This is a genomic window from Bradyrhizobium sp. Rc2d, assembly GCF_900099855.1.
Lineage (GTDB): Bacteria > Pseudomonadota > Alphaproteobacteria > Rhizobiales > Xanthobacteraceae > Bradyrhizobium.
Genome location: NZ_FNCU01000001.1, coordinates 666,684 through 681,880 on the forward strand (window position 1 = coordinate 666,684; position 15,197 = coordinate 681,880).

12 protein-coding genes are annotated in these 15,197 nt (G+C 65.4%); 4 read left to right on the forward strand and 8 right to left on the reverse strand.

Annotation, left to right across the window (positions count from 1 at the left end):
- Positions 1 to 16: 16 nt before the first annotated feature.
- From BLV07_RS03130 to BLV07_RS03160, 6 genes are all read right to left on the reverse strand, one after another.
- Complete coding sequence (locus BLV07_RS03130) at positions 17 to 1,888, reverse strand: ABC transporter ATP-binding protein (RefSeq protein ID WP_091879488.1); 1,872 nt, start codon at positions 1,886 to 1,888, stop codon at positions 17 to 19.
- A gap of 252 nt (positions 1,889 to 2,140) precedes the next feature.
- Entirely contained in the window at positions 2,141 to 3,067 is a 927-nt protein-coding gene (locus BLV07_RS03140; protein ID WP_091879493.1) for a 2-hydroxyacid dehydrogenase, read from the reverse strand.
- A 6-nt stretch (positions 3,068 to 3,073) separates the two neighbouring features.
- Positions 3,074 to 4,402, reverse strand: a complete 1,329-nt coding sequence (locus tag BLV07_RS03145; RefSeq protein WP_091879496.1) for an NAD(P)/FAD-dependent oxidoreductase — start codon at positions 4,400 to 4,402, stop codon at positions 3,074 to 3,076.
- Positions 4,403 to 4,442: 40 nt separating this feature from the next.
- On the reverse strand, positions 4,443 to 5,318 hold the full coding sequence (locus BLV07_RS03150; RefSeq protein WP_091879499.1) for an ABC transporter permease: 876 nt from the start codon (positions 5,316 to 5,318) through the stop codon (positions 4,443 to 4,445).
- A 3-nt stretch (positions 5,319 to 5,321) separates the two neighbouring features.
- Positions 5,322 to 6,272, reverse strand: a complete 951-nt coding sequence (locus BLV07_RS03155; RefSeq protein ID WP_091879502.1) for an ABC transporter permease — start codon at positions 6,270 to 6,272, stop codon at positions 5,322 to 5,324.
- Positions 6,273 to 6,299: 27 nt separating this feature from the next.
- Entirely contained in the window at positions 6,300 to 7,991 is a 1,692-nt protein-coding gene (locus tag BLV07_RS03160; protein WP_091879504.1) for a peptide ABC transporter substrate-binding protein, read from the reverse strand.
- Positions 7,992 to 8,209: 218 nt separating this feature from the next.
- On the opposite strand from BLV07_RS03160, the gene BLV07_RS03165 reads away from it, so the two are divergent.
- A complete protein-coding gene (locus BLV07_RS03165; RefSeq protein WP_091879507.1) occupies positions 8,210 to 8,842 on the forward strand; it encodes a cupin domain-containing protein in 633 nt (210 codons plus the stop codon).
- 152 nt (positions 8,843 to 8,994) lie between these two features.
- Positions 8,995 to 10,863 carry an ATP-binding protein gene (locus BLV07_RS03170; RefSeq protein WP_091879510.1) on the forward strand — a complete coding sequence of 623 codons (1,869 nt, stop codon included), beginning with the start codon at positions 8,995 to 8,997 and terminating at the stop codon, positions 10,861 to 10,863.
- A gap of 208 nt (positions 10,864 to 11,071) precedes the next feature.
- Here BLV07_RS03170 and BLV07_RS03175 read toward each other — a convergent pair whose 3' ends face one another.
- Positions 11,072 to 12,097, reverse strand: coding sequence for an AraC family transcriptional regulator (locus BLV07_RS03175; RefSeq protein ID WP_091879513.1), 1,026 nt, complete (start codon positions 12,095 to 12,097; stop codon positions 11,072 to 11,074).
- Positions 12,098 to 12,284: 187 nt separating this feature from the next.
- Here BLV07_RS03175 and BLV07_RS03180 point away from each other — a divergent pair, with 187 nt between their 5' ends.
- Complete coding sequence (locus BLV07_RS03180) at positions 12,285 to 12,734, forward strand: cupin domain-containing protein (protein WP_024339447.1); 450 nt, start codon at positions 12,285 to 12,287, stop codon at positions 12,732 to 12,734.
- A 106-nt stretch (positions 12,735 to 12,840) separates the two neighbouring features.
- Positions 12,841 to 14,331, forward strand: coding sequence for a flavin-containing monooxygenase (locus BLV07_RS03185; RefSeq protein ID WP_091879516.1), 1,491 nt, complete (start codon positions 12,841 to 12,843; stop codon positions 14,329 to 14,331).
- Here BLV07_RS03185 and BLV07_RS03190 read toward each other — a convergent pair.
- Entirely contained in the window at positions 14,316 to 15,041 is a 726-nt protein-coding gene (locus BLV07_RS03190; RefSeq protein ID WP_091880341.1) for a GntR family transcriptional regulator, read from the reverse strand. The genes BLV07_RS03185 and BLV07_RS03190 overlap by 16 nt on opposite strands.
- Positions 15,042 to 15,197: the final 156 nt, after the last annotated feature.

Consider the following 15,197-nt stretch of genomic DNA (forward strand, 5'->3'; position numbering starts at 1 on the left):
GAACTGAAAGTTGCGCTCAGTTAGCCGACCATTCCTCGCCCCAGACCTGCACGACGTGGCCGGGCGACAATTCGCGATATTGCCGGCGAGGCGGCTGGTAATCCGGCGCGCGCACCGGGCTTCTGATCTCGTCGTTGGAAGCCTCGCGCCTGGTGCCGCGGCGCGATGGATCGGGCACCGGCACGGCAGCCATCAGCTTCTTCGTGTAGGGATGCTGCGGATTGCCGAACACGGATGCGCGCGGACCGATTTCGACGATCTCGCCGAGATACATCACCGCGACGCGGTGGCTCATGCGCTCGACCACCGCGATGTCGTGGGAAATGAAGAGATAGGCAAGGCCCATGCTGGCCTGAAGGTCGAGCATCAGGTTCACGACCTGCGCCTTGACCGAGACGTCGAGCGCCGAGACCGCCTCGTCCGCGACGATCAGCTTCGGCCCCAGCGCAAGCGCACGCGCGATGCAGATGCGCTGGCGCTGGCCGCCGGAGAATTCATGCGGGAAACGCGCGGCCATGTCGGCAGTCAAGCCGACGCGCACGAGCAGATCGGCGACCTTGTCGCGCGCCTGCGACGCCGACGCGAGCCCGTTGGCGAGCAATGGTGCCGCGATCGCCGTCCCTACCGACATGCGCGGATTGAGGCTCGCGAACGGATCCTGGAACACGATCTGCATGTGCTTGCGGAAATCGCGTAAAGCTCGGCCGTTCATGGCGAGCACGTCCTGGCCATCGATCAGGACGGTGCCACTGTCCGGCTCGAGCAGCCTGAGAATCGAGCGGCCTGTCGTCGACTTGCCGCAACCGGATTCGCCGACCAGCGCCAGCGTCTCGCCGGCGCGCAAGGTGAAGGAGATGTTCTCGACCGCGTGGACACGGCCCGAGACCTTTCCAAACAGGCCCGAGCGGATCGGAAAGCGCGTGGTTAGATTGGCGACTTCGAGCAACGGACGCTCGGCGGTCGAGACCGTGTCGGGCGTCTCCACCGGCTCGTCCGAAGTGCCCGAGACTTTGTCGACGATGGGAAAACGCATCGGCCGCTCACGTCCGTCCATCGAGCCGAGGCGCGGCACGGCGGCGAGCAGTGCGCGGGTATAGGGATGCGACGGAGCGGCGAAGATGCGCGACGTCGCGTCGGTTTCGACCGCCTGCCCGCCATACATCACCACGGTACGATCAGCGATCTCGGCGACCACGCCCATGTCGTGGGTGATGAAGAGGATCGACATCCCCTCCTCCTGCTGAAGCTCCTTCAGCAGTTCCAGGATCTGCGCCTGGATGGTGACATCGAGTGCGGTGGTCGGCTCATCCGCGATCAGGAGCTTCGGCTTGCAGGCCAGCGCCATCGCGATCATCACGCGCTGGCGCATGCCGCCGGAGAAGCGATGCGGATGCTCGTGGAAGCGCGATGTCGCCGCGGGAATGCGGACGCGATCGAGCAGGCGGATGGTCTCGGCCTCCGCCGCCGCACGCGACAGGCCGCGATGCTGGATCAGCGCTTCCGCAATCTGGAAGCCGATGGTGAGCACCGGATTGAGGCTCGTCATCGGCTCCTGGAAGATCATCGCGACGTCGTTGCCGCGAATGTCCTTCATGCCCGCTTCGGGCAGCACGAGGAGATCGCGGCCGGCCAGCACGATGCGGCCCTCGACGCGACCAATCTCCTGCGGAATGAGCCGCATGATCGAGAGCGCGGTGACGCTCTTGCCCGAACCGGACTCGCCGACGATTGCAACGGTCTCCTTAGGGGCGATGTCGAACGACACGTTGCGGACGACAGGGATCCATTGCCGGTCGAGCATGAAGGAGGTGGTGAGGCCGGCAACCGACAGCACAGGCGCCTGCGCTTCGGCAACGAGTTGATCAGGTGCGTTTGCGCCGGTGCTCATGCGAAGCACCAGGAGCTTTGCGAAATGAGACTGGATCGTGCCGCAAAGAAGGTGCGCTCCCTCCCCCGCTTGCGGGGGAGGGCTGGGGAGAGGGTGCTTCCACAATGAAGGACCCCCAAGAGGAGAGACCCCTCACCCGGCGCTTCGCGCCGACCTGTCCCGCATCCGCCTTCGCCAAGGCTTCGGCGGACAAGAGCGGGAGAGGTGAACTGAGCTCGTGGCTGCGCTGATGTTCCCATCACCATCTCAACCTCAATAACCGCGGCTACGGTCGACGAGGCCCGGCAGATCTTCGCCGCGGCGGTGGCGTGCGATGACGTCGAGCACGAAATCGACGGCCGTATCCGGCGTGGTCATGCTGGCATTGTGCGGCGTCAGCAGGATGCGCGGATGGCTCCAGAACGGATGGCCCGCGGGCAGCGGCTCGGGCTCGGCGACGTCGAGAACGGCGCCCGAGAGCGCGCCACTGTCGAGCGCGGCGAGGAAATCGGCTTCGACGAGATGCGCGCCACGGCCGACATTGGCGAGAGAGGCACCGCGCGGCAGGCGCGCGAACAGGTCCGCGTTCAAGATACAGCGGGTCTCGCCGGTCAGCGGCAGCAGGCAGACGAGGATGTCAGTCTGCGACAGAAAGTCCGGCAGCGAGCCCGCGCCCGAATAGCAGGTGATGCCCTCGATCTCGCGCGGCGAGCGATTCCAGCCGAGCAGCGGGAAGCCGAACGCCTTGAGCCGATCGAGCACGGCCTGGCCGAGCTGGCCGAGCCCCATCACGCCGACACGCCGCCGCTTCGCCGGCGTGATCCGGATCTCGCGCCAGACCTGCTCCTTCTGCTGATTGATAAAGTGGAGGAGATCACGATGCAGGCCGAGCACGGCCATGGTGACGTATTCCACCATAGTCTCGGCGATGCCGGGCTCCAGCATGCGGACGAGCGGAATATGCGCCGGAAGCTTTGTGGCGTCGAATTGATCGACACCCGCGCCGACCGAGAAGACCAGTTCGAGATTCGGAAACGTCGTGGCGATATCCTCCGGCGGCACCCACGCCACCAGATAACTGATATCAGCGGGATCGCCGATGTCGGGCCAGAGCCGGAACGGCAGATGCGGCGCGCGCTCCGCAAAGAAGCGCGCCCACTCGGCGCCGCGAATCATGTTGGCCTTGTAGAGAACCGTCATGCCGCCTCAAAACGGGCTGACCGGCGCGAGCCGCCGGCCGTCGATCATGCGCTTGTGGCTGTAAGCCACCGGGTCGACCAGCGGTGTCGAGCCGGTCACGATATCGGCGGCGAGCTTGCCGGCCGCGGGACCAATGCCGAAGCCATGACCGGAGAAGCCGGTGGCGAGGAAGAAGCCGGGCAAGGCATCTACCGGCGAGATCACGGGGATCGTATCTGGCGTGCAGTCGATGGTGCCGCCCCAGGCTTCCGCGATCTCGATGTCCTTCAATTCCGGATTCGAACGGATCAGCGACGCTAGCGCCGCATTGACCAGCGACATGTCGGGCGCCGGATCACGCACGCGTTCGGCCTCGAACGGCGACGGCTTGTCAAAGCTCCAGCTGGTGCCGCGCACGAGCTGGTCGAAGAACGACTTGCCGAACGACAATTTCAACCCGTTCTTGCGATGCTGATAGGTCGGCCAGAAGGTGCGGGCGTAGCGGAACAGGTCGGGTGACAGCTCGACCGTGCCGCGGTTGCGCAGCGCCAGCGTAAAGCCGCCGTCGAGACGGCGGCGGATGCAGTAGAAATCGGTGCCGAGCGCGCCGGAGGTGATCTCCGGCCCCGGCGTGGTCCGACATGCCGTGGCGTTGACGAGACCGATCGGCAGCTCGATGCCGTGACGACGGCAGAACAGCGACGACCATGCGCCGCCCGCCAGCAGCACGGACTGCGTGCGAATGATGCCCTTCTCGGTGACGACGGCGCTGACTCGTCCTCCCTGAGTCTCCAGTCCGCGCGCGGCGCAGCCCTGATGGATGGTGACGCCGTGCTTTCGCGCGGCAGTGGCGAGCGCCGGCACGGCCATCGACGGCTCCGCGCGGCCGTCGCTCGGCGTGTGCAGGCCGCCGACCCATTTGTCGGCATTGCCTGGCATGTGTTCGGCGATCTCGGCCGGCGTCAGGATGGTGGAGTGGACCTGCTGCTCGCGCGCGACCGCGGCCCAGCGTTCCCAGCTCGCAAGCTCGTCCTTGCTCTTGGTCAGGAACAGCACGCCGGTGCGGCGGAAGCCGGCATCGACACCGGCGTCGTTCTGCATGTCCTCCCACAGCCGCAGCGCCTCACGTGCGAGTGGAATTTCCTCGCGCGCGCGGCCCTGTTGGCGGCACCAGCCCCAATTGCGGCTCGACTGTTCGCCGCCGACATGGCCCTTCTCGACCAGCGCGACGGAAAGGCCCTTCTTCGCCAGATGATAGGCCGCGGACACGCCGATCACGCCGCCGCCGATGACGACGACATCCGCCTGTGCCGGCAGGCGTTCATCGCTGTTTATACGGTTGAGCGGCGGGGACATGGGGCACTCCTGGACTTCAGTTCGAACGGACCTGGGCTCGTCATGGGATGTTCATTCGCGGATCGAGCGCATCGCGCAGGCCGTCACCGAGGAAGTTGAAGCTCGTCACCGCCAGCGTGATGGCGACGCCCGGCGCGATCGCAAGCCATGGCGCGCTGGTGAGATAGATCTGGGCGTTGTTGAGCATGTTGCCCCAGCTCGCAGCCGGCGGCTGGATGCCGTAGCCGAGATAGCTGACATAGGATTCGAGCAGGATCGCCTTGGCGACGTTCAGCGTCGCCGCGACCACGATCGGCGCGATCGCGTTGGGCACGAGCTCGCGGAACATGATCCGCAGGTTCGAGGAGCCGAAGGCGAGCGCGGCGACCGCAAACTCACGCTCCCGCAGCGAGCGCACCTGCGCTTCGACGACGCGGGCGACGCTCATCCACGCCGTCGCTGCGATCAGCACGGTGGTGGTGACGAGGCCGGGTTCGGTGAGCGCCGCCAGCGCGAGCAGCAGGAAGATGGTCGGGAAGCACAGCACGGCGTCAACGAGCCGCATCAGCACCGCGCCGACCACGCCGCCATGGAAGCCAGCGAAGGCGCCGACGACGATGCCGACCGCCATCGCGATCACCATCGCCACGATGCCGATCGAGAGCGAGACGCGGCCGCCCATCATCAAGCGCGCCAGCACGTCGCGGCCGAGCTCGTCGGTGCCGAGGATGTGTGCACCCGACAGCGGCGGCGCGAACCGCTTCATGACGTCGATATAGGTGTCATCGAATGGCAAGAGATAAGGACCAAACGCCGAGCCGAGGACGAGCACCAGAATGATCACGGCGCCCGCGAGCGCCAGCCGATGCCGGCGGAAACGCCGCCACGCGGCCTGGCCGGGGGCGGGCTGAACTGTGGAAAGGGTCGCGGTCGCCATCGCCTAGCCCACCCGGATGCGCGGATCGACGACGGCATAGAAGATGTCGGCGAGCAACGAGCCGATCAGCACCATGGTCGCCGAGAACATCAAGATGCCCATCACCACGGGGTAGTCACGATAGCCGATGGAATCGAGGAACAGGCGCCCCATGCCGGGCCAGGTGAAGACGGTCTCGGCCACCAGCGCGCCACCAAGCAGCGTCGGAAACTGAAGGCCGGCGACCGTGATCATCGGCAGCAGCGCGTTCCGCAGCGCGTGCACCGTGAGGATCCGCCATTCCGGCATGCCCTTGGCGCGGGCGGTGCGGATGTAGTCCTGGTTGATGACCTCGAGCATCGAGGAACGCATGAAGCGGCCCCACATCGCGGTCTCGACCAGCGCCAGCACCAAGGCCGGCGCGATCAGGTGATGCAACAGGTCGAGGAATGAGCCATCGCCGACGGTCTCGCGGTTACCGGCCGGCAGCCAGCCGAGCTTCACCGAGAACACGTAGATGGTGACGAGGCCGAACCAGAAGGTCGGGATCGACAGTGCGATCATCGCGCCGACGGTTGCGAGCGTGTCGAACAACGAATAACGGCGCAGCGCACCCAGCACCCCGATCCAGCAGCCGAGCAGCACCGCGATGATGGTCGCCGTCGCCATCAGTTCCAGCGTGGCGCCGAGATGCGAGGAGATCACCGACAGCACCGCCTCGCCGTCGCGATAGGAGCGGCCCCAGTCACCCCGCACCATGCGACCGAACCAGTCGAGATACTGGATCGGCAACGGGCGATCGAGCCCGAGCTGCTTGGTGACGCGGTCGAGGTCTTCCTGCGTCATCTGCGCGGAGGCCGCGAATTGCGACAGCGGACCGCCGGGCGCCAGGTGCAGGATGGCAAAGCCGATTCCCGAGACGATCACCAGCAGCATGAGCGCCTGGGCCAGGCGGTTGACGACGTAACGGGCCATCTCAGGCTGCCCTGCACACCTGATAGATCAGGCCCAGTACCATTCGCGGATGTTCCAGCAGTTGATGGAGGTGTTGATGTTGGGACGGAAGCCTTGCAGCCTCTCCTTCACGCCCTCGGCGATGAAGCCCTGGAACAGCGGCAGGATGGCGAGATCATTGCGGATCAGCTTTTGCAGGTCGCCATAGGTCGTCTTGCGCTGGGCGATCTCAAACTGCTTGGCGCCGTCGCCGAGGAGACGATCCGCCTCGGGGCTCCTGTATTGATAGGTGTTGTAGCCGCGGCCGCCCTTGGCCGGAATGGCACCGGAGCCGAAGCGCGGCGTCACGTCGGGATCGCTCCCGAGCATGAAGTTCACGGACACCAGCACTGAATTGAATTTCGACTGCTGCCAGAAGTCGCCCCAGATCACGGCGGCCGGCATGTTGTTGACGCGCATCGCAGCGCCGATCGCACGCCAGTCCTGGATCAGGAGCTGCTGGGTCTGCTCGCGCACCGCATTGCCTGATGTCGTCGAGTTGGTGAACTCGAGCTTGACCCCGCCCTTCTCGCGCACGCCACCGGAGCCGCGAACCCATCCAGCGGCATCGAGCAGCGCGTTGGCCTTGGCGGGATCGTATTTGTGTTGCGGCAGCCCCTGCTGGAACGACCAGGCCTGCTGCGGCACGAAGCTCTCCGTCTGCGTCGGCAGGCCGTAATAGAGCGCATCGATGATCGCCTGCTTGTTGATGGCGAGATAGAGCGCCTCGCGCACCGCGCGGTCGGCAAAGGGACCGAACTCCAGATTGGGCGCGATATGCTCCACCGAAGAGGTCGAGGAGACGACGATCTTGCGCCCCTTCAGTGTCTTCGCCTCCTGCACGAAGTTCGGCAGGATGCCCTGCAGCCCGGTGTAGTCGACCTGGCCGGTGCGGAACTGGGTGTAGAGCACGGTGAGATCAGGAATGTATTTGAAGACCACGCGTTCGACGTACGGCCCCTTGCCGTGATAGCCGGTGTGGGCATTGAGCAGGATATGGTCGCCGGGCACGCGCTCGCCCCAGCGGAACGGCCCGGTGCCGACAGGCGCATTGTGGAATGGTGAGGCGTTCGGATCGGACACCTTCTCAAGGATGTGCTTGGGCACGATGAAGGTCAGCGATCCCAGGATCGACATGTAGGGCGAATAGGGAGCTTCCATTCGCCAGTGGATTTCGTCGGGCGCGACGACCTTGATGTCCTTGACCAGGCTGTGACCGACGCGGCTGCGGGCGCGGAAATCGGGATTGTTGATCAGCTCGAGCGAGAACTTGACGTCGTCGGCCGTGAATGGCGTGCCGTCATGCCACTTCACGTCGCTGCGCAGCTTGATCTTCCAGGTCAGACCGTCGGCCGACAGGCCGCCATTCTCGATGGTCGGAACCTCGCGCGCGAGGTCAGGAACGAAATTGCCGGCAGGATCGATGAACCAGAGCAGAGAGAACACCTGCCACCAGACGCCCTGATCGACCTCGATGCCGGGCATCAAGGGATGAAAGACGGTCGGCTCCTGCGACAGCGCTGCGATCACTTGCCCGCGCGGCTTGTCCGGCGGATTGGTCGGGCGCTCGACCTGCGCGAAGGCATTGCCTGCAAGGGTCCATCCTGCCGCGGCGCCGGCCCCAAGCTGGAAGAACTGACGGCGATTCGGAATGCCGAGATGCACTGCTCCAACGCCGAACTTGCCGGTGCCGTCTGCCATGGCCACTCTCCGTTGTCGCACGCGGCACCGTCCCCCGCGCCCCGAGACCCCGGCGAAGGGACAGGAGTGGGCTTTAGTGCTTCTAAATTTTTCAGCCAAAATTTCATCACGACTAAATACAGCTGTCAATCGCATTGCTAGAATGCGCGACTTTTTCACCCTGACTAAAGCCTCGGACTGATGCGGTGCGGGCTTGAGATGATGCATGGGAGAGCGACATGGATGGTCGCGGCGATACGAAGGATCCGAAGGACGCTCCGGCGATCGAGGCCGACGATGCGGTCGACCAGCGCCTCGGCGAGACCGTGCGGCTGCTGCGCCAGCGCGCGGGCCTCTCGATCCAGGACGTCGCCAACAAGACCGGCCTCTCCACCGGCATGATCAGCCAGCTCGAGCGCGCCCGCGCCATGCCGTCGATCCGCACGCTGCGCCTGCTCAGCATCGCGCTCGACGTTCCGATCTCCTATTTCTTCGAGAGCAGCGATCCCGCCGACGTGCAGCGCTACATCGTGCGCAAGAATAACCGGCGGCTGCTGCGGCTCACCGCCAGCGGCGTGGTCAAGGAGGCGCTCACGCCTGATGGCAAGGGCCAGCTCGAACTCTACGAGCTCACGCTCAATCCCGGCGCCTCGTCCGGCACCGACTTCCTGCAACACACCGGCGAGAAGGCCGGCTACATCCTCGCGGGCAGCCTGCGGCTGTGGCTCGACAACCAGGCTCATGTGCTGGAGGCCGGCGACAGCTTTCGCTTTCCGAGCATCGTGCCGCACATGTTCGACAACCCGACCCAGCAGGTGGCACGCGTGATCTGGGTGACGACGCTGCGCCAGACCGATCCGCCGGCGGGATGACGCGGTACTCCCTCTCCTGAAGGGACCCGCCGCCCGCTACCACCGTAAATTGCCCCTCGACGGAGCCACGCGGAGTCTGTAGCTCACATCAAGCCGGACGTCGCCGACGGAGCGGCCGGGCGGTCCGCGGTTGGCGTCTTTGGTGTGAGACCATGAAACTCAGGGGGCTTCTGACACTTGCGATGGCCGCCCAGGTCATCGTGACCGCTGCGGCCCTTCTCGCTTCCTACGCCGTGACCGGCGGCGCTGGCTTCGGCACGGCCCAGCTTGTCGCCCTGCTGGTGAGTGCGGCAATCGCGGTGCTGCTCGCGCGGCTCTGCACGCGCGCCATCGAGACGTCAGAGGCAAAACGCGCCGCCGCGAAATCGGCCGCACTGTCGCAAGCGCGCAGCGACAGTGCGCAGATGACGCAAGCCGTCATCAGGACCGCACTCGATGCCTTCATTCAGATCGACGACAGCGGTGTCGTGCTGGAGTGGAGCCTTCAGGCCGAGGCCCTGACCGGATGGACGCGTGAGGAGGCTCTCGGCGCCGATGTCGTCGATCTCATCGTCGCCGAGCCGCTCCGCGCCGCCTTCAGGCAGCGCATGGCGCGACTCGTTCCGGAATTGTCGGCCGCACCAAGCGGCATGCGCTTCGAGGTCAGCCTGATCCACAGGAACGGCGACCGCATCCTGACCGAGGCGTCCAGCACGGTGTTGCGGATAGGAGAGCGCTCCATCATCAATACCTTCGTCAGGGATATCACCCATAAGCGCGCTGCCGAGGAGCAATTGATCCAGGCCCAGAAGATGGAGGCGGTCGGCCAGCTCACCGGCGGCATCGCGCACGAATTCAACAACATGCTCACCGTGATCACCGGCACGATCGAGATCCTCGCCGACGCCGTCAAGGACAACCCTCCGCTTGCGACCATCACCAAGCTGATCAGCGAAGCCGCCGACCGCGGCGCCGCGCTGACATCGAGCCTACTCTCCTTTGCCCGCAAGCAGGCGCTCCAGCCGGCCGAGATCGACGTCAACGAGCTGATCGAGAAACTGGCAAAGCTGCTGCTGGCGACCTTCGACAAGAAGATCGAGATCGTGACCAGGCTTGGCGGCAACGTCTGGCTCGCCTATGCCGACCGCGGCCAACTGAGCTCGGCGTTGCTCAACCTCGCAATCAACGCTCGCGATGCGATGCCGGACGACGGCAAGCTGACGCTGACGACGCGCAACGTCGTGTTTGGCGTCCGCGAAGCGGTGGCGGTCGGCGCCGGCTATGCCGGCGACTATGTCGAGATCGAGATCGCCGACACCGGCACCGGCATTCCGCAGGCCATCCTCGAGCGCATCTTCGATCCGTTCTTCTCGACCAAGGAGGTCGGCAAGGGTACGGGGCTCGGGCTCAGCATGGTGTTCGGCTTCGTCAAGCAGTCCGGCGGCGGCATCAAGGTCGCGTCCGAAGAAGGAAGCGGCACGGTGTTCACGATCTACCTGCCGAAGGCGGAGACGAGCGCGCTTCGCCCGACCGGCTATGACGACCGCAAGATCGTCGGGGGTAAGGAAACCGTCCTTTGCGTCGAGGACGACCGCGACGTCCGCCGCTACGTCACGGTCCAGCTCAAGAGCCTCGGCTATAAGGTCATCCCCGCCGCCAATGCGGCCGAAGCGCTTGCCGTTTCGGCCGAAGGCACCGCGTTCGACCTGCTCTTCACCGACATCGTGATGGCCGGCGGCATGAACGGACGGGAGCTCGCCGAGCAAATGGTGGCCGCGCGACCGTCCCTGCGGGTGCTGTTCACCTCCGGATACGCCTACGATTCGCTGCATACGCAGGGACGCGCCACGATGGGCGCACCGCTCTTGCGAAAGCCCTATCGCAAGGCCGAGCTCGCACGCATGCTGCGCCGCTGTCTCGACACCGCAGTCGATTCCGCCGGCGATGCGATCCCGACGCCCTACTCCGTGCAGGCTGACGTCGAGGCTTTTCTGCGCAGGCAGGCGGCCGAAGACAACGGCCCAACGCGACCGCGGAAGTAGGCCTCGCGCCGAAGGCTCACCTCTCCCGCAGGGAGAGGTCGGATCGCATCGTAAGAGGCGATCCGGGTGAGGGGTTCAAGTCTCACTGGGTACCGCGGCCCCTCACCCGGATTGCACTGGACGATGCTTCGCATCGCCAGACAATCCGACCCCTCCCCGCTGGGGAGAGATGGACACGGACCGCCGCCCGGGCCCAACTTCACCACGGCTAACTCATCCTTCGCCGCAACGTCGCCGAAGGCGTCTCGCCGAATTTTTCGCGGTAGGCGCCAGCCATGCGGCCGAGATGGGTGAAGCCGAGATCGAAAGCGATCTCGGTGATGGAGGCATCGAGCGAAGCCTGCGCGAGGCGGGCGTTCAGGCCGGCAAGGCGCATGTCGAGCAGCATCTGCGAGATCGAGAGGCCGAAGTGACGGCGGAAGCCGAGCTGGAGCGCGCGGATGCCGATGCCGGAGGCGCAGGCGAGCTGTGCGAGGTCGAGCGGCTCGCCGGCATTGTCCGAAAGATGATCCCGCGCGGCGCGGAGCGCGCGTGGCAGACGCTCGGCCCGGCCCGAAAACGTCCTGATCGCATCCGACAGGTCATGCCGCTGGCCATTGAGGAGGTGATCGAGGAGAACCTCGCGCCAATCGGCCATCGCGACCGGTGACAGCCTGCCGGCGGGACCGAGACGTTCGGCGAGCGTCATCAGCTCGGCAAGGCTGGCCCGCAACGCCCGCCCGGACGGCGCGTCCAGGTCGATCACAGGATCGAACTCGACCGTGCCGGCTGCCCTGCCCGACAGCGCCGCGGCGCGCTGCTCGACCATGCGGCGATCGAGCAGCAGGATCGCTTGCGCGCAGTCGGCCCAGGTCATGCGCGTCGGGATCGTCGGCGACAGCAGTGACGCCGTCCTGTCCGGCACGGCATCGAGCTCGCAGGCGCCGGCACGAATGCGGGCGGTGCCCGTGAGCGGGACTTGGACCAGGAAGAAGCGTTCGAGGCAGCCGGGATCGATGCTGACCGATCCGCCATAGGCGACATAGTTGATGGAAAAGCCTGCGAATGCCGCGCAATTGTGCCGGGCGGAGAAGCCGGCGGCGCGCGCACGCGTCGGCTTGAGATCGTGCGGACAGAAGATGCGTCCGATCTGCTCGGCTGCTTCGTCGACGTCGTCCGTGGTGACGCGGGCGAAATCCGCAAGCCGTTCGGCTGCGAATGGTCTCGCGCTCATTTCCAGCACGGCTGCGGACATCGTCGACCACGCTTCGCGTCACGGAATTGCTTTAAGCCTATAATAGTTCCGTGACAGCGAAAAGGGCCGCATCCACAAAATCGTCGTGCTGCATGGCAACAGCCGTTGCGGATTCGTTTAGCGGATAGACAGGCGGGCCACGACTGGCCGATGCTCCATCCCCGCCGGAATCCATGAGGAGGCGAGCATGACTGCACTCGAAAAGGGCATTACTGCAAACGGCACGGGCTATGGCGGCAAGAGCTGGAACATCCTGGGCCAGGTCTATTTCCCCAAGGCCGTGACCGACTCCACCTTCGCGTTCGAGACCAACAGCGATCCCGGCCAGTTCGTGCCGGTGCACATCCATCCGACCCAGGACGAGTTCATCCTGGTGCAGGAGGGCACGCTCGACCTCAAGCTCGACGGCCAATGGGTCAAGGCCCATGCCGGCGACCTCGTGCGCATGCCGCGCGGCATCCCGCACGGCTATTTCAACAAGTCCGACAAGCCGTGCCGCGCGCTGTTCTGGGTCTCGCCGATGCAGAAGCTGGAGGCGCTGTTCAATCAGCTGCACAACCTGACCGACCCCGCCGAGGTCGTGCGCATCTCGGCCCTGCACGAGGTCGACTTCCTGCCGCCCGAGGCCAACGACTAGGCGGCCCACCTCCTCGTCACTTTCATCTGCTTGCAGCTCCGCCGGCCGCGCCTTGCGGCCGAACGTGGCCGCTTGCGCGCGAAACACACTGATTGCGAGCAAACCCATGATCACTCCGAAGCATGTCTGCGTGATCGGCGCCGGCGTCTCCGGCCTTGCCGCCGCAAAAGCGTTCTCCATCCGCGGTCACCGCGTCACCATCATCGAGCGCAGCGGCGATCTCGGCGGCGTCTGGGAGCCGGCGCGCTCCTATCCCGAAGTGCAGACCCAGAGCCCGAAGGAGCTCTACCGCTACACCGACCGCGCCATGCCGGACGCCTATCCGGAATGGCCGACCGGGCCGCAGGTCCACGCCTATCTCGCCGACTACGCGAAGAGTTTTGGCCTCGACCGCATGCTACGCCTCAACACCGAGATCGCGGGGATGGCGCGGCGCGCCGACGGCAAACCGGGCTGGACGCTCGCGCTGCGCGGCAAGGACGGCGCGACCTCGCAGGAGGACTTCGATTTCATCGCGGTGTGCACCGGTCAGTTTAACGAACCGCGCGAGCTGCATTGCCCTAGCGAGGACGGCTTTCTGGCACAGGGCGGCCAGATCCTGCATTCATCGAAATACAACGATGCCGCCCTGGCAAAGGGACGCCGCGTCGTCGTGCTCGGCGGCTCGAAATCCGCGACCGACATCGCCGTGAACGCAGTCAAGGCAGGCGCGCGCGAGGTGACGATCGTGATGCGCGAGCCGGTCTGGCGCATCCCCTATTTCATCGGCGGGCTCGTGAACTTCAAGCGCATCCTCTACATCCGCGCGCAGGAGGAGATGTTTCCCGGCTGGGGCATCAGCACGATGACCCGGCTCGCGCACCGCCTCGCCGCGCCGCTGGTTTGGGCGAACTGGCGCGGGCTGGAGAGCCTGTTGAAGGCGCAGCTTAAGCTCAACCGGTGCAACATGGTCCCGAAGGAGCGGATCGAGGACGGCGTCAACTGCTCTGTGCCGATCGCAACGCCGGGCTTCTATCCCATGGTCGCCGACGGCCGCATCAAGGCCGTGTTCGGCACGTTCGATCATTATGACGGCGACAGCATCGTGATGAGCGGCGGCGAGCGCATCGGCGCCGACATTGCCGTGCTCGCGATCGGCTACAAGCTCGGCGTCCCGTTCCTGCCCTCGGCCTACCAGCAAAAGCTGGTCGATGCGGATGGGCAGTACCGGCTCTATCGCCTGATCGCCAACCCTGATCTGCCCGAGCTCGGCTTCGTCGGCTTCAACTCGTCATTCTGCACCGTGCTCTGCGCCGATCTCGCCGCCAACTGGCTGGTGCGCTATGCCGACGGCCAGCTCGCCAACCAGCCGACCGCGCAAGCCATGCGCGACAACATCGAGATGATGCTGCACTTCAAACGCGTCGAACGGCCGGCCGCGGGCGTCTATGGCGGCCTGTGTGTCGCGCCGTATCACTATCGCCATTTCGACGAGCTGATGGCCGACATTGGCGCGAAGAACCAGAAGCGCGGCGGGCTCGCCGGGCGGTTCCAGCCGCCGGACGCGGATGCCTATGCCAAGTTCCTGGCCACGGCGCCGGACTATCGCGCGGCGTAAGGCGTGTCGGACTTAGGCAGCACCGTCTCGAGATCCGAATCGATCACATCCGCCGTGCGCTGATAGTGCTGCTGCAGCAGCGCGACGGCATCGTCGGTCTTCCGGTCGAGCACGGCCTGGAGGATCTGTGCATGCTCGGTCCCGATCTTCCGGACCGGGTAGGCCTTCGCGATCGACATCATGCGATAGCGGTAGAGCCGGTCGGCAAGCTGCTCGCAGAAGCCGAGCAGCGGGCGCGAGCCGCACAGGCCAATCAGCGTCGCGTGAAACGCGCGGTGCGCCTTCTCCCACTCCGGATTGTCCGCGAACTTTTCCGGATCGAGCGAACGCGGCGTGCGGTCGAGGCGGTGATGCGTCACCAGAAGCGCCTCCTCCCATTCTTGCGTCGCGTTCTGCATGGATTCGCGCAAGGCCAGCCCTTCGACCCAGCAGCGCGTCTTGGTCAATTCCCGGAGCTCGTCCTTGCTGACCGGCTTCACGTAGAAGCCGCGCTGCTCCATGCCGACGACGAACTCCTCGGTGGTGAGACGGTTGAGCGCCTCGCGGAGCGGGGTCTGCCCGACATTGTAATGCTCCATCAGGAAGCGCGACTGGAGCTTGCGTCCGGGCGCAAGGCGCGTGGTCAGGATGTCGGCCTTGAGGCGGGCATAGATGCTCGTCGCCAGCGTCGCCGGCGCGTCGGTCTTCGGGCTCGACAGGTCTGAGCTCATGGCGTCCCACTGATTCATCGAGATTTTTTGTACAACAGGCTGCAAGCACCAATAATTTATAAATTTCGTCTTTACGGATAGATTTATATAGATTAATCGTTCGCCAACAACAACCGGCTTGGTGGGCGATCCGCGGCTATTCGGGTGCGGCCCTCT

Coding starts and splice junctions, on each gene's coding strand:
- BLV07_RS03130 (WP_091879488.1), bottom strand. CDS start 1,888: ATGAGCACCGGCGCAAACGCACCTGATCAACTCGTTGCCGAAGCGCAG.
- BLV07_RS03140 (WP_091879493.1), bottom strand. CDS start 3,067: ATGACGGTTCTCTACAAGGCCAACATGATTCGCGGCGCCGAGTGGGCG.
- BLV07_RS03145 (WP_091879496.1), bottom strand. CDS start 4,402: ATGTCCCCGCCGCTCAACCGTATAAACAGCGATGAACGCCTGCCGGCA.
- BLV07_RS03150 (WP_091879499.1), bottom strand. CDS start 5,318: ATGGCGACCGCGACCCTTTCCACAGTTCAGCCCGCCCCCGGCCAGGCC.
- BLV07_RS03155 (WP_091879502.1), bottom strand. CDS start 6,272: ATGGCCCGTTACGTCGTCAACCGCCTGGCCCAGGCGCTCATGCTGCTG.
- BLV07_RS03160 (WP_091879504.1), bottom strand. CDS start 7,991: ATGGCAGACGGCACCGGCAAGTTCGGCGTTGGAGCAGTGCATCTCGGC.
- BLV07_RS03165 (WP_091879507.1), top strand. CDS start 8,210: ATGGATGGTCGCGGCGATACGAAGGATCCGAAGGACGCTCCGGCGATC.
- BLV07_RS03170 (WP_091879510.1), top strand. CDS start 8,995: ATGAAACTCAGGGGGCTTCTGACACTTGCGATGGCCGCCCAGGTCATC.
- BLV07_RS03175 (WP_091879513.1), bottom strand. CDS start 12,097: ATGTCCGCAGCCGTGCTGGAAATGAGCGCGAGACCATTCGCAGCCGAA.
- BLV07_RS03180 (WP_024339447.1), top strand. CDS start 12,285: ATGACTGCACTCGAAAAGGGCATTACTGCAAACGGCACGGGCTATGGC.
- BLV07_RS03185 (WP_091879516.1), top strand. CDS start 12,841: ATGATCACTCCGAAGCATGTCTGCGTGATCGGCGCCGGCGTCTCCGGC.
- BLV07_RS03190 (WP_091880341.1), bottom strand. CDS start 15,041: ATGAGCTCAGACCTGTCGAGCCCGAAGACCGACGCGCCGGCGACGCTG.